The organism is Paraburkholderia sejongensis (assembly GCF_020880815.1).
GTDB classification, from domain to species: Bacteria; Pseudomonadota; Gammaproteobacteria; order Burkholderiales; family Burkholderiaceae; genus Paraburkholderia; species Paraburkholderia sejongensis.
In genome coordinates, this window is record NZ_JAJITD010000009.1 from 22,718 (window position 1) to 36,364 (window position 13,647).

A 13,647-nucleotide genomic window follows, 5' to 3' on the forward strand; every position below is an offset into this window, starting at 1 on the left:
TCGTTGATCACGCCAGAACGGCCGAACGCGCACGATGGAGCACGCCTACATCCACCTCTTGCATCTGCTCGCGGGCCACGCATCGTGGATGCTCGCGGTCGTGTTCCTCGCGGCGTTCCTCGAAGCCATTGCGGTGATCGGCACCTTCATCCCCGGCAGCACCGCGATGTTTCTCGCCGGCGCGCTGACCGGCACCGGTTCGCTCAGTCTCGGCTGGGTGTTCGCGTGGGCAATCCTCGGCGCGATCGCCGGCGACGGCATGAGCTTCTGGATCGGCGCGCGCTACAAGGAGCGCATCGTCAATCTGTGGCCGTTCCGCACCCATCCCGAGGTCCTCGACGCCGGCCAGCGCTTCTTCGTCAAACACGGCACCAAGAGCGTGGTGCTCGCGCGCTTCATCGGGCCGTTGCGGGCGATCGTGCCGGTCGTCGCCGGCATGATGGACATGCCGCCGCTGCGCTTCTATGCGATCAACGTGCTGTCGGCGCTGTTGTGGGCGCCCGCTCATATCCTGCCCGGCGTGGTGTTCGGCGCGTCGGTGCTGCTCGCCGGCGCGGTGTCGTTCCGGCTGGTCGTGATCATCGCGATGCTGGTGTGCATCGTCTGGCTCAGCTTTCGCGGCGCCGGCTTTCTGGTCGCGCACGCGAACGCGTGGTCGAGCGCGGCCGGCCGCCGGCTCGGCGACTGGGCGTGCCGGCATCCGGGGCCGCTCGGCCGGATCGCACGGCGGATGCTCGACCCCGACACGCCCGATGCGACCCATCTGCTCGTCACGTCGCTGATCGTGCTGGTGGCCGGCGCGCTGTTCTTCGGCGTACTGGAGGACGTGGTCAGCGGCGACCCGCTGACCGCCGTCGATCTGTCGGTCTATCACTTCCTGCAATCGGTGCGCACGCCGTGGGGCGACGCCGTGCTGGCCGGTCTCGCGACGCTCGGGAGCGGCCTCACGCTGACCGCGCTGATCGTCACCGTCGCGCTGTGGATGATGTGGGAGCGGCGCTGGCACACGATCGGCTACTGGCTCGCGGCGGTTGCGTTCTCGCAGTTGCTGATCGTCGCCCTGCAACTCGCGATGCGCCGCGCGCCGCCCAACGAGCTGATGACGAGTCACTACGTATTCCCAAGCAATCACGTCGCCGCGACGGTGATCGTCTACGGCTTTCTCGCGTTTCTGCTCGCGCGCCGGGTCGGCAAGCTCGAAGGCGTGCTGGTCGCCGGCGCGAGCATCATCGTCGTGATTCTGGTCGCGCTCGCCGGTGTGTCGTTCGGCCGCTACTGGGTGTCCGACGCGATCGGCGGCGCGGCGCTCGCGTATGCGTGGGTCGCGATCGTCGCGCTGACCGCGATCTGGCGGCATCCGCACCCGCCGCCGCAGCGCCGCTTCATGCCGCTGGTCGTGGGCGCGGTGGTGCTGACGAGCGTCGGCGTGCAGCTCGGCGTCGCGCGGCCCGCGCCGCCGGACAGCGCGCCGCGGCCTGCGCCGGTGCGCTTTACCCAGGCGCAGTGGCAGCAGTCGGAGTGGCGCCGCCTGCCGTGCTATCGCTCGGACATGGGCGGCGACCGCAAGGAGCCGTTCACGCTGCAATGGGCCGGCGAGCCGGCGGCGCTGCGCGGCCAGTTGCTCGCGCAGGGCTGGGTCGAGGGCACCGACGTGTCCGCGCACAGCCTGCTGTCGCTGGCCTCGCCCGACGTCGCCGCGGTCGCGCTGCCGGTGCTGCCCAAGCTCAACAACGGCGTGCCGTCGACGCTGGTCTTCATGCGGCCGGGCGACTCGCGCGAGGAACGTTATGTGCTGCGGTTCTGGCCGAGCGGCTATACGGTCGACACCGGCAACGCGGCCGCGCCGCTGTGGATCGGCGCGTTCGCGCACGAGCGGCTGACGCGGCCGTCGTGGCCGCTCAATCTGCTGCGGATCGACCGGCAAACCCGCCCGTTGGACCTGAGCGCGAGAGCCGGCGCCGGCCTCGCCGCGACGCGGGTCGGCGAGGTCGATTGTCATGGCGTGCCGGTGTCGCTGCTGGTGTCGCCGCCCGCATCGCTGCCTGCATCGCTGCCCGTAGCGCCGGCGTTATAGCCGCCGTGAGCGCCGCCGCGATTGCCGCCGTGATTGCAGTTTGACCGGGCGGACCGCCGCGAACCCGCCGGCCCGCCCATTCCCCGCAATTGAACCCGACACAACGATTCGACAAGGAGACTTTCGTGGCCCGCTACTCGACCGAACAGCTCGATGACTTCGCAACGACCTTCGAGCGCGACGGCATGGTGATACTGCGCCGGCACTTCCCGCGGCAAACGCTGCTCGCGTGGCGCGACGCGTTCACGCCGTTGCTGCAGCAGCGGATTGCCGCCAACGCGACCGCCGTGCGCGGCGAACAGCGCCACTACATCACGCTGCCGTTTACCGGCGTGTTCGCCGATCCGGCGATCTTCTGCGATCCGGACATCGTCGGCATCGTCGAGCGGGTGGCCGGCGACGACCCGGTGATGTGCCAGCTCGCGACCGACACGCCGTTGCAAGGCTCCACCTGGCAGGAGATTCATCGCGACACGCCGGCGCTGTTCGACGGCGAGCCCGAAACGCCGTCGTTCCAGCTCGCGGTCAACTTCCCGTTGTGCGACGTCACGCTCGAGAACGGCCCGTTCGAAACCACGCTCGGCACCCACCGGATGCGCGCGGACGACGCGCTGCAGGCATCGCGCGACGGCCGCGCGCCGTTGCGGGCGATCACGATGGAACTGGGCGACGTGATGATCCGCGACGTGCGCGCGCTGCATCGCGGCACGCCGAACCGCACCGACCAGCCGCGGCCGATGGTCGTGATCGGCTATAGCCGCAGCTGGTACTTCAGACCCGAGGTGCGTATCGACGTGCCGAACGCGGTGTACAACCAGTTGAGCCCGCGCGCCAAACGGCTGCTGCGCCATATGCCGCGCGTCGCCGAACCCGAGAACGGCGCGCCGACCGAGCAATATCGGAAGTTTGCTTATTGAAAGCCGGTTTTACTTTCGGGTTTCTTCTATTGCGCGGCCTCGAATCAGCTATTAGCGATTGCGATTCTGGGCAATCGCACTACGGGCAATGACTTATTCCGTTGCCGGCATAAAAGCGCTTACTACGCGAATTCGCCGTTCCGAGATTTAAAGCTTCGTTGCGTCAATGCAACGAAGAAAACCCATTCCATCACGTTTGACCCGCTATTTACGCGGATAGCGTCGCCAATTCTTTTTCCCACTCGCAATTTGCGATTGCGCTGGCAGAATGAGCGAAACCAGAAGCCGGCAATCGCACTGCAGGGCGATTGCCGTACCGGAACGCGTCGGCCCCGTTATTTTTTCCCAGTCGCACGCTTTAATGCTGTCTTGCCGTTGCGACCTGAATTCGTAGACCAAGAGGAGCTCCGTGTGCGGAATCGATTGATGTCTGGCGTAAAGAACGACCGCAAGTCCGCAGTAAGCAGCCCCCGCTCGCGTGTTTCCAGTTTGTCTCCCCGCCCGTTGTCGAAGCGGCTTCCCAGCCTGTCGATCTGTGTGAGTGCGCTGCTGCTCGGCGGCTATTGCGCGTCCAGCGTAGCCGGCGTGTCGGTGTTGCGGCCGCCGCGCGAAGCGTCGTCCAGCAAGCCGCTCGAAGTGACGATCGTCTATTCCGGCGATCAGCCCGGCGGCACCGAAGCGGATGTGCCCGCGCAGCTGAACATTGCGCTCAGCAATGCCGACCGGCTCCCGCAACCGCTCGCGCTGACGCGCGAGAGCGGCGCGCCCGAGCACCTGAAACTCGCCGCGGGCGAACTGAAGGCGGTGCGCTATGTGGGCGAATGGCCCAAATGGGCGCGCGGCGCGATGAAGATCGACGTGCCGACGCTCGACGTGTCGCCCTCTTTCGTGATGATCACGCGTCCGGGCAAGGACAGCGCGCTCGCGTCGGCTGAAGGCGCCGCGGGCTCGGCGGGCGCCACCGGCACCGGCGCGCTCGAGGGGACGTCGACGAGCATTGTCGCGACGTCGCCGGAGCCGGCCCGACCCGATTTGCCGACGCCGCAACTGAACAGCTTCCTGAGCCGCTTCTCCTCTTATGAGCCGATGTATTTCGCCGACGGCTCGAATGGCGAGAACCTCGCGAAATTCCAGCTGAGCTTCAAGTTCCGCATGGTCACGCCGGACGATCCCCGTTCGCGCGGCTTCCTCGACAACCTGTACTTCGCGTATACGCAGACCTCGTTGTGGGACCTCGGCTCGTATTCCGCGCCGTTCCGCGACACCAGCTACATGCCGGCGATGATCTACCACCTCGACGACACCGGCTGGAAAAGCAAATGGTGGAGCAAGATGGGGCTGACGGCCGGCTACGAGCACGAATCGAATGGCCGCGACGGCCCCGAATCGCGCGGCATCGATACGCTGTTCGTGAAGCCGATCTGGGAATTCGGCGACCTGAACGCGAACCACCTGACCGTCGCGCCGAAGATCTACTACTACACGCACATCGCCGGCGAGAATCACGACATCACCGACTATCGCGGCTATGTCGACCTGCTGATCAAGTACGGCAGTTACGATGGCTGGCAACTCGCCACCACGCTGCGCAAAGGGACCAAGGGCGGCAAAGGCAGCGTCGATACGCAGTTCACCTATCCATTGGCGAAGCTGATCAATAACCGTTGGGGCGGCTTCCTGTGGGTCGGCTTCTTCACCGGTTATGGAGAAGACATTCTCGACTACAACCAGCACCGCTGGATTGCACGGATCGGCTACAGCATTACGCGTTAATTCGAAGTTCTCCCGGCATGCCGGCAAAGGGCCGCGCGATATTCGCGCGGCCCTTTGTTCATTGGGCGACCGCTAATTGAGCGCCCACGCGTTCTCCCCCGCCGGCGGCCCGACTTAAACGGCCGGGGCAGTTTGTGTGGACGAACAGACGGGCACGTTGACGCGCTTTTCTCTAGAGTTGAAGGGTCGCCGGTCAATCAGGACCGGCCACGCCGCGCTGATTCTTTACAGCGTCAACTCAAAACCAAGGAAAAGACCAATGAAAACCGCTCTCCTTCAAGACACGTCGACCGTTTCAAACGAGCCTACCCGTCTTGCAGTGCCTCGAAATAGTGCTCCCCTCACGCTCAGACACGAAATCCATCCGGACGAGATCCGCGACAACCTGCCGGCCCGTCAAGGCGGCGTCGGCTTCCTGTTTCATGCAACCGACTGGGAAACCCTTTCATTTTCTTTTCACAACGTGCGCGAACGCGACGAATCATTCGAAGAGGAACTGTGGAATACGAAACCTTTTATCGCGTCGCCGATCTTTTCGGGTTCCCAGATGATCGGCGCCAATATCGCCTGTCCGGTACCGCTCGAAATGTGGCTCGGCAGTGCGCGCGGCATCAAGCGCTTTCGCGAGAAGCAATTTTTTCCGGCTCTCGAATTAGCCAGAAAAGCCGGGCTGAACATGGTCGCGATGGGCGCCTCGACCCCTTACGCGTGCAATTACGGCGCGCTGCCGCGCCCGGTCAAACCGCCTCACATCACGACCGGCCACGCGGCCACCGCGGCGATGCTCAAAGACTGGGCGATGCACTGCTGCGAACAGCTCGATCTCGAGTTCGGCAAGACGAAACTCGCGCTGTTCGGCGCGGCGGGCCGGCTCGGCACCACGGTCGCCAAATACCTGCTCTATAAGGACGCGCCGCGCGAACTGGTGCTGATCGACCTGCCCGACAAACTGAACCTGCTGATCGATCAGGCGAACGAACTGCTTGCGTCGGACCTGCTCGGCAAATCGAAAGTGTCGGTGCATACGTTCAGCCCCGATACGCCGTTGCCGCAATTCGACGGCGCGATTCTCGCGAGCAGCACCAGCGTGCCCTACCTCACCGCCGCCGATCTGAAGCGCGCGCAGTTCTGGATCGACGATTCGCATCCGCGCGCGGCCAGCGTCGAAGCGGAACTCGCGTCGCGCGGTCATACGCTCTATATTGAATGCTTCGCGCGCGGCCCCGCCGGACTCGATACCGCATTCCCGTTCAGGCTGCCGTCCACCCGCGACTGCTACACCTGTTTCGCCGAAGGCTATTCGGCATGGCATGAGGGAATTGCATCGGATTTCATCATCGGCAGTCCGCCTGTATGGTCCGTCTCTTATACTCATGGTCTCCTGAAGAAGTACGGTTTTTCGGTCGGCCCATTCCACGGCAAGAACGGCGAACCGATCCGCGGCGAAGGGCTGGAAACCCAGAAATCCAATACGCATGAAATGATGGGGTCCTGATGAAAACGGAGGCCTGATGGCGATATCGCGCGACACGCTGCGGGATATGCTGGAAAGAAGCAGGTTTGCAATTCGATGGGGAGGCGCACTTGGCCTCCTGTGCCACCCCATCTATTACATCGTCTGGACCTACGTTCTTCCGCAGCCGTACGACAATCTGTGGTTACGCCTCAGCGCGGCGGCGGTGTGCATTCCGCTGCTGTTCCAGGCGCGCTGGCCGAAACGCTATAACCACTACCTGCTGATCTACTGGCATTGCTGCCTGATCTACGTGCTGCCGTTCGTCTGCACGTTCCTCACCGTCAGAAACGGTTTCTCCACCATGTGGATGATGACCGAGGTGATGATGATCTTCATTCTGGCGCTGTGTATCGACAGCCCGTGGCTGCTGATGGCCTGCATCGGCATCGGCGTGTTTGCCGGGGGCTTCGCGGCGGTACTGAGCGCGCCGGAGCCGATCGTGCTCAGCGCGGACGACAAATCGAATCTCGCGCTGCTGCCGGTGGTCGTGTTGTGCAGCATGGCGTTCAGTCACGCGATCAGCAAGGGGCGCATTTTCGTCGAAAAGAATCGCGCGCTGCAGGCGCTCGCCGGCTCGATCGCGCACGAGATGCGCAACCCGCTGAGCCAGTTGCGCCACGTGCTCGACCGCGTCGAGGAAGCACTGCCGGCAACCACCGAACCGGGCGCCGCGCCCACCCTGAGCGAAGGCGCCACGTCGCTGCTTTACAACCACGTCGCGCAAGGTCAGCTGTCGATCGAGCGCGGGCTGCGCATCATCGCGATGACGCTCGACGAAGTCAGCGCCAAATCGATCCGCACCGACAGCCTCGGCTATCTGCATGCGGGCGCCACCACCCGCAAGGCGCTCGACGAATACGGCTTCGACAGCGACAAGGAGCGCGCGAAGGTGAGGGTCGTCGTCAAGCGCGATTTCGCGTTCCGGGGCGACGAAACGGTCTATCTGTTCACGCTGTTCAATCTGATCAAGAACGCGCTCTATCACATCGCGCCGCATCCGCAGGCGACGCTGACGCTCACCGTCGACGACGGCGCGGTCAGCGTGCGCGACACCGGGCCGGGCATCGCGCCGGAGATGGTCCAGCATCTGTTCGAGCCGTTTCGCACGGCCGGCAATTCGAGCGGCACGGGCCTCGGGCTCGCGTACTGCCAGCGGGCGATGCGCGCGTTCGGCGGCAGCATCGACTGCCAGTCGGAGCTCGGCAAATTCACCGAGTTCACGCTGCGCTTTCCGCCGGTCTCGGCCGATGAACTCGCGCGGCACGAGCGCCGCCTGTTCGAGCGCGCGATGCCCGCGTTCAAAGGCAAGCGCGTGCTGGTCGTCGACGACGACAACACGCTGCGGGCCCGCACCCGCCAGGTGCTGACCAAGGCCGGCGCGTACGTGAGCGAGGCCGCCAGCGGCGAACTCGCGCTCGCGACGCTGCGGCACGCGGCGCCGTACGACCTCGTGCTGATGGACATCAGCATGCCGGAACTCGACGGCTACGCGACCACCGAACGGATCCGCGCGGAGCGCGACAGCCCGAACCGCAACGTGCTGATCGTCGCGTACACCGCCGAGCCCGGCAACGCGGTGCGGCTGCGCGCGCGGCGCGCCGGCATGGACGAGATCATCAGCAAGGCGTCGAACGTGCAGGAGCTGATCACCGCGGTGCAGACGCTGTTCGAAAACGGCGCGCGCCACGATCCGGACGGCCAGCACGACGGCTTCGCCGGCAAGACGATCGTGATCGCGGACGACGACACCTATAGCCGGCTCGTCGCGAAGACCTATCTGGAGCGCTGCGGCGCGACCGTGCTGGAGGCCGAGCACGGCCAGGCGGTGCTGACGCGGCTGCGCGAGGACGGCTTTATCGCCGCGATCCTGATGGACGTGAACATGCCGGGGATGAACGGCATCGAGACCGCCAGAGCAATCCGCGCGCGCAGCGATGCGTATGCGACGGTGCCGATCATCGCACTGACCAGTCATTCGGATGCCGAAGCAGTGCAGGCGTGCGTCGCCGCCGGGATGAACGAAGTGATGACCAAGCCGGTGCAGCCGGGCGCGCTGCACGCGTGTCTCGCGCGGCAATTCGGTACGCGCGATGCTGCGGCGGTGACGGCCGCACGGGTAGAGGCGGCGGGCGCTCAGGTGGAGGCGGTGGACGCCGCGGGGGCTGCGCAAGCTGCGAACGCAAACGCGAGCGGCCCGGCAAACGAAGCGGCAGGCGCAGGCGTTGGCCTTGGCCTCGGCCTCGGCCTCGGCGAGCAGGCGGGTTTTGCGGCCACGCCGGTCGCGCTGGCCGATTCTTCGGCAACCACGTCCCCCACCGCCACTTTCACCGACGACGACCTGCTCGATACCGATCATCTCGAAGAGCTGGCGACGCTCGATCTGCTCGACGAATCGTTCGTCGACGGCATCGGGCAGATTCGCTCTTACACCGCGCGACTCGCGGCCGACAGCGCGGCGGCCGATATCAAGGCCGCGCACACCACGCTGCACGCGCTGCTCGGCGTGAGCGGCAACCTCGGCGCGCAGGCGCTGCATCGCTATGCGCGGCAGCTCTACCCACGCGTCATTGCCGGCCAATGGCCGCAGCCAGGCGACTGGCTCGCGCAACTGAACGCGCTGAGCGCACGCTCGACCGACGCGCTGCAACGCTATTACTCGACGGCGAAGGCGCGCCGCGATCATCGCGATGCGCTGAGCGATTGAGCGATTGAGCGATTGAGCGACGCTACAGGCGATTTCTCGGCCCGGGAAAGCTCATCGTCACGGTGGTGCCCTCACCGGGCGTCGATTCGATGCCGAGCCGGCCGCCGAACGACTGCATGATCCGGTTGCAGAAGATCATTCCCATGCCGTGACCGCCGTTGCCCGCGTGCGTGGTGACAGGGTCCTGCAACAGCCGCGCGCGGATTTCCGGCGCGATGCCGCCGCCGTTGTCGCGCATGCGGATTTCGGGCTCCGAGCCGTCCACCACCTCGAGCCGCAACGACGGCGCGTCGACGTCGGCGAGCGCGCGCAGCGCATTCGACAGCAGCGACGACAGCACGAGCGCGACGCAATTGGGCATCGTGCGCACGACGAAATCGCCCTGCACGTCGACCTCGATCCAGTCGCGCTGCGCGCCGGCGAACGGATAGGTATCGAGCAGCGACGCGATCAGCCGCGTCGCCCGCACTTCGCGACCGCCCGCCTCCGCGACCGATTGCTGGCCGCCGCTCTTGTGCACGGTCGCCCAGAACGACGACAGCAGCGTCAGGCAGAACTGCGCGTTGTTCAGCATCGCGCGCGCGGCCGCGCCGATGTCCTTCTGCCGTTCGGGATCGTAGTCGGCGGCGACGTCGTTCTCGACCGAGCGCGCAAACAGCGAGATCGCCGCGAGCGGCGTGTTCAGTTCGTGGGCCAGAAAGCCGAGCGTTTCGCTCATCGCGAGCAGTCGTTGCTGGCGGGTCTCGCGCTCCGCATAACGGGCGATCGCCAGTTGCAGCGCTTCGCGCACCTTGTCGGCACGCAGCGGCTTTTCGAGGATACGGAATACGTCGCCGGTATTGACCGTTTGCAGCAGCATGTCCTTGTCCGCATACGCGGTCACGAGGATGCGCACGATCTGCGGATACTCGTGCGCGACCTGGCGCAGCAGATCGTCGCCGTCGCGGCCGGGCATCCGGAAATCGGTCACCAGCACCGCGATTTCGGCGCCGTGACGGGCCAGCACGTCGATCGCCTCGTCGGCGCCTTGCGCGACGTGCACACGGTAGTCGGCGCGGATCGCGCGCGCGAAGTGATTGCGGGAGATCTCCTCGTCGTCGACGAACAGAACCGAAAACGGCGGCTGCGTGGTGTCGCTCATGGCATTTCCCGCGGATGGCGATAAGGGCCGCAATAGGGGCCCCGATAAGGACCGCAATGACGGGGCGCTACGTCGATCATATACAAAGCCTCGGCTACCGTTTCAAGAACGTCGTCCCGCGCGGGGGGCCGTCCGTGGCTGGAAGTGTTGATATGATGCGCCGGTGGTGGCGCATGACAGATTAACTACTGGAGGAGCCTTGATGTTGCGTCGCGTTCTGGTTTTGAGCCGTTACATCATGCTCATCCCTATCCTCGGGACTTTCCTGTGCTTCATCACGCTGACGATCTTCGAGTTGATCGCATTGGGTTCCAGTACGATCCACATGATCGCGAACGGTTCCTTTTCCGCCAAGTCGGTAAAAATACTGGCGGTCGGTATCGTCGAGGCCGTGGATGTGTTTCTGATCGCGGTCGCTGTCTATATCACCAGTATCGGTCTCTACTCGCTATTCATCGACGACACACCGGCGCTATTACCCAAATGGCTGAAAGTCGCCGACCTCGAGGATCTGAAAGGCAATCTGGTTAGCGTGGTGATTGCCGTCCTCGCGGTGCTGTTCCTGCGCGAGGCCGTCGCATGGGATGGCACGCGTGAAATCGCCCCGTTCGGCGCCACCTTGTCGCTCGTCATCGCCGCTCTCACGTTCTTTCTAATGAAAATCAATTCAAAGAAGTGACGGCCTGAAAAACGAAAGCCGCGTTCGCCGCTCCCCGCGACCTTCACCTCGCGGACACGGCGCTGGGTCACTGAAGGGCTCGATGCGCGCCCCATGTTCGTTGTATTCAGGCACTTCATAGATAAACCACGACATTTTCCGCTCCCGGAAAAAGTTCGCGATTCTAAAGGTCGTGACCGACCAGTTCCGGACACCGGGCTTACTCCCTCCATTCATTCGACCTCCTGTGAAACCCGCCAGCTTCACTTCACGAACGGTCACTCGATTGCCTGGAGATCGCCCGCGAGCGCGCAGGTCATTTCCTTCGTCGCCCGGCCGTCAACCGTCGACACCGCGACGGAAATGGCGAAGCTATGCGACATCGTTCCTGCCATTCGCATCAGTTCGCTCCTGGGGCAGGGTTACGGCCCTTTGCCATGCTTTCAAACTGGCGCACGCCGTTCGTCTATCCTTCGCGGGCAATCAAGCAACGGCGTGCCTCTATGTGGACAGTTGCCAGGAAACAGGAAATAAGGGGATATAAGAATCAGGCGTAGCGCAGGTCGATTTTCTCTCGAGAGCGGGTATCGGACCGTATCGGTTCGTCGTTCCGGAACTGCATCGCCACACAAGAAACGAGCCTTCGATTAAGTCGTTAGCAGTACAGATGTGCGTGGTGTCACACACGATCTCATGTTCTTCGCGCTGCCCGCCTCGGTTTTGGAATCTTTTCCGACATATAGAGGGAAATATCATGGATGACCTTGTGGCTGCCATCAAAGACGACACCTTTCCGATCGTGACCGGTCCACGGCGCATTGTTCCGACGGGCGACTTCGTGCCGCGCGGCGTGTCGCCCATTCCCGGCGCACCCGTTCCAAAGTTGGTGAATCACGGGGGCCCGGTCATCGGGTCTGTCGAAGTGATTCCGATCTATTGGGGGGCGGCGTGGGCCACGGGCACCAACGCTGCCCTGGCGACTCAACTCGACTCGTTCTTCGATTTTATTGTTACCAGTTCCTATATGGATCTGCTGAAGGAGTACAGCACACCGACCACCACCATTGGGCACGGGACGCGGTTGACTTCTATACACGTCAGCGCAAGCGAACCGGGCACGGTCACTCCGGCGGGCCGACAGGTCACAGACGCGCAGATCCAGACCGCGTTGCAAGGCTGGATCGCCGCTGGCACCGCTCCGGCGACGACGGCCAACACGCTCTATTTCGTGTTTCTCCCGCCGAACGTTACCTCATTGAGCTTCGGTACGGGCTCCTGCAGAGCGGGCGGCTACTGCGGCTATCACGACCATGTTGGAGGGATGTACTACGCAGTCATCCCCTTCGTTAACTGTTCGGGCTGTGTCTTCCCCGGTAACTTCATCGACACGCTGACCGAAGTCGCCAGCCACGAGTTCGCAGAGGCTGTAACTGATCCGCAACTCAATGCATGGTGGGATCCTGTGACCGGTCCCGGCGACGAGATAGGTGACATCTGCAATCGTCAGAGCGTACGACTGGGCAATTTCCTCGTACAGACAGAATGGTCGAATGCACAGTCAGCTTGCGTGATCGCGCCCGCCGCCGCTGGACCCGTCACAGAGCAGCACAACCTTTTCCGCTCCGCCGATGGCCACATCCATGCGCTGTGGTTCAACTTCCAGAGCGGGTGGCATCAGGAAGACCGCAGCGCGATCGTTCCCGGCACCCCCGCAGCCGTCGGCGGGCCTTTCGGCTATGCATTTGTCAACCATCCAACAGGTCTGCTCGAACAGCACAACCTCTTCAGATCTGCTGACGGACATATCCACGCGCTGTGGTTCAATTTTGCAAGCGGCTGGCATCAGGAGGACCGCACCATGCTCGTAGCGGGCACTCCAGCCGCCGCCGGCAATCCATTCGGCTATGCGTTCGTCAACAACCCGACAGGGATAGCGGAGCAGCACAACCTCTTCCGATCCGCCGATGGCCACATTCACGCGTTGTGGTTCAACTTCGCGAGTGGCTGGCACCACGAAGACCGGACCGCGATCGTTGCGGGCACACCAAAGGCAATAGGAGATCCCTTCGGTTACACCCTGGTGAATCCTCCCACCGGGCTCGCTGAGCAGCACAACCTGTTCCGCACGGCAGACGGACATATCCACGCGCTGTGGTTCAATTTTGCGACCGGCTGGCATCACGAAGACCGCACTGCCATCGTCGCAGGCACGCCTGCTGCCGTCGGAGACCCGTTCGGCTACGCTTTCGTGAACAGCAAGGAAGGCGTCGTCGAACAACACAATCTGTTCCGTACGGCCGACGGCCACATCCATGCATTGTGGTTCAACTTCGCGAGCGGGTGGCATCACGAAGACCGCACGGCCATGGTGGCCGGCACGCCTGCCTCGGTCGGCAATCCACGGGCGTACACGCTCGTCGACGAAGTGACCGGTGTCACGGAGCAGCACAACCTGTTCCGTACCGCCGACGGTCACATTCACGCGTTGTGGTTCAATTTCGCAACCGGATGGCACCACGAAGACCGCACTGCCATGGCCGCAGGGGCGCCCGCCGCCGTGGGGGATCCGTTTGGATACGCGTTCGTCAATAGCGCGACAGGGCTGGTGGAGCAACACAACCTGTTCCGTTCGGCCGACGGCCACGTTCACGCGCTGTGGTTTAACTTCCAGACGGGCTGGCACCACGAAGACCGCACAGCAATCGTGGCCGGCACACCGGCTGCCGTCAGCGATCCGTTCGGTTATTCGTTCATCGATATCTAGCCGTCGGGTAGAGGGCTTGAGGTCGTGGCGCCGGTGGAGTCGGCGCCACGTGACTGAACCGCCTGTTTTCGTCCAACGCCGGAGATCCTGGTGGGGCAAC

At 63.9% G+C, this 13,647-nt stretch carries 9 protein-coding genes; 7 read left to right on the plus strand and 2 right to left on the minus strand.

The window, feature by feature from the left end:
* Positions 1-34 precede the first annotated feature (34 nt).
* The 5 genes from LJ656_RS18500 (at position 35) to LJ656_RS18520 (ending at position 8,984) form a co-directional block, all read left to right on the plus strand.
* Positions 35-2,074: a bifunctional DedA family/phosphatase PAP2 family protein gene (locus tag LJ656_RS18500; protein ID WP_230510826.1), complete on the plus strand. Its 2,040-nt coding sequence runs from the start codon at positions 35-37 to the stop codon at positions 2,072-2,074.
* Positions 2,075-2,199: 125 nt separating this feature from the next.
* Positions 2,200-2,991, plus strand: a complete 792-nt coding sequence (locus LJ656_RS18505) for a phytanoyl-CoA dioxygenase family protein (protein WP_230510827.1) — start codon at positions 2,200-2,202, stop codon at positions 2,989-2,991.
* A gap of 537 nt (positions 2,992-3,528) precedes the next feature.
* The gene (locus tag LJ656_RS18510; RefSeq protein WP_230510828.1) at positions 3,529-4,764 is read left to right on the plus strand and encodes a phospholipase A; all 1,236 of its coding nucleotides are present in this window, start codon (positions 3,529-3,531) and stop codon (positions 4,762-4,764) included.
* 259 nt (positions 4,765-5,023) lie between these two features.
* Positions 5,024-6,259: a hypothetical protein gene (locus LJ656_RS18515; protein ID WP_230510829.1), complete on the plus strand. Its 1,236-nt coding sequence runs from the start codon at positions 5,024-5,026 to the stop codon at positions 6,257-6,259.
* A 16-nt stretch (positions 6,260-6,275) separates the two neighbouring features.
* Positions 6,276-8,984 carry an ATP-binding response regulator gene (locus tag LJ656_RS18520; RefSeq protein ID WP_230510830.1) on the plus strand — a complete coding sequence of 903 codons (2,709 nt, stop codon included), beginning with the start codon at positions 6,276-6,278 and terminating at the stop codon, positions 8,982-8,984.
* Between the two features lie 22 nt (positions 8,985-9,006).
* On the opposite strand, the gene LJ656_RS18525 is transcribed toward LJ656_RS18520, so the two are convergent.
* A complete protein-coding gene (locus LJ656_RS18525; RefSeq protein WP_230510831.1) occupies positions 9,007-10,125 on the minus strand; it encodes a hybrid sensor histidine kinase/response regulator in 1,119 nt (372 codons plus the stop codon).
* A 202-nt stretch (positions 10,126-10,327) separates the two neighbouring features.
* Between LJ656_RS18525 and LJ656_RS18530 the strand changes: the two genes are divergently transcribed.
* Complete coding sequence (locus LJ656_RS18530) at positions 10,328-10,804, plus strand: YqhA family protein (protein WP_230510832.1); 477 nt, start codon at positions 10,328-10,330, stop codon at positions 10,802-10,804.
* A 257-nt stretch (positions 10,805-11,061) separates the two neighbouring features.
* Here the strand turns inward: LJ656_RS18530 and LJ656_RS34875 are convergent, their stop codons facing one another.
* Positions 11,062-11,184, minus strand: coding sequence for a hypothetical protein (locus tag LJ656_RS34875; protein ID WP_268998684.1), 123 nt, complete (start codon positions 11,182-11,184; stop codon positions 11,062-11,064).
* Positions 11,185-11,537: 353 nt separating this feature from the next.
* Here LJ656_RS34875 and LJ656_RS18535 point away from each other — a divergent pair, with 353 nt between their 5' ends.
* Positions 11,538-13,547, plus strand: coding sequence for a hypothetical protein (locus tag LJ656_RS18535; protein ID WP_230510833.1), 2,010 nt, complete (start codon positions 11,538-11,540; stop codon positions 13,545-13,547).
* The last annotated feature ends 100 nt before the right edge of the window (positions 13,548-13,647 follow it).

Bases quoted from the DNA above. Each gene is read 5' to 3' on its own strand.
- LJ656_RS18535 (WP_230510833.1), top strand. From the start codon at position 11,538: ATGGATGACCTTGTGGCTGCCATCAAAGACGACACCTTTCCGATCGTG.
- LJ656_RS18500 (WP_230510826.1), top strand. From the start codon at position 35: ATGGAGCACGCCTACATCCACCTCTTGCATCTGCTCGCGGGCCACGCA.
- LJ656_RS34875 (WP_268998684.1), bottom strand. From the start codon at position 11,184: ATGCGAATGGCAGGAACGATGTCGCATAGCTTCGCCATTTCCGTCGCG.
- LJ656_RS18530 (WP_230510832.1), top strand. From the start codon at position 10,328: ATGTTGCGTCGCGTTCTGGTTTTGAGCCGTTACATCATGCTCATCCCT.
- LJ656_RS18515 (WP_230510829.1), top strand. From the start codon at position 5,024: ATGAAAACCGCTCTCCTTCAAGACACGTCGACCGTTTCAAACGAGCCT.
- LJ656_RS18525 (WP_230510831.1), bottom strand. From the start codon at position 10,125: ATGAGCGACACCACGCAGCCGCCGTTTTCGGTTCTGTTCGTCGACGAC.
- LJ656_RS18520 (WP_230510830.1), top strand. From the start codon at position 6,276: ATGGCGATATCGCGCGACACGCTGCGGGATATGCTGGAAAGAAGCAGG.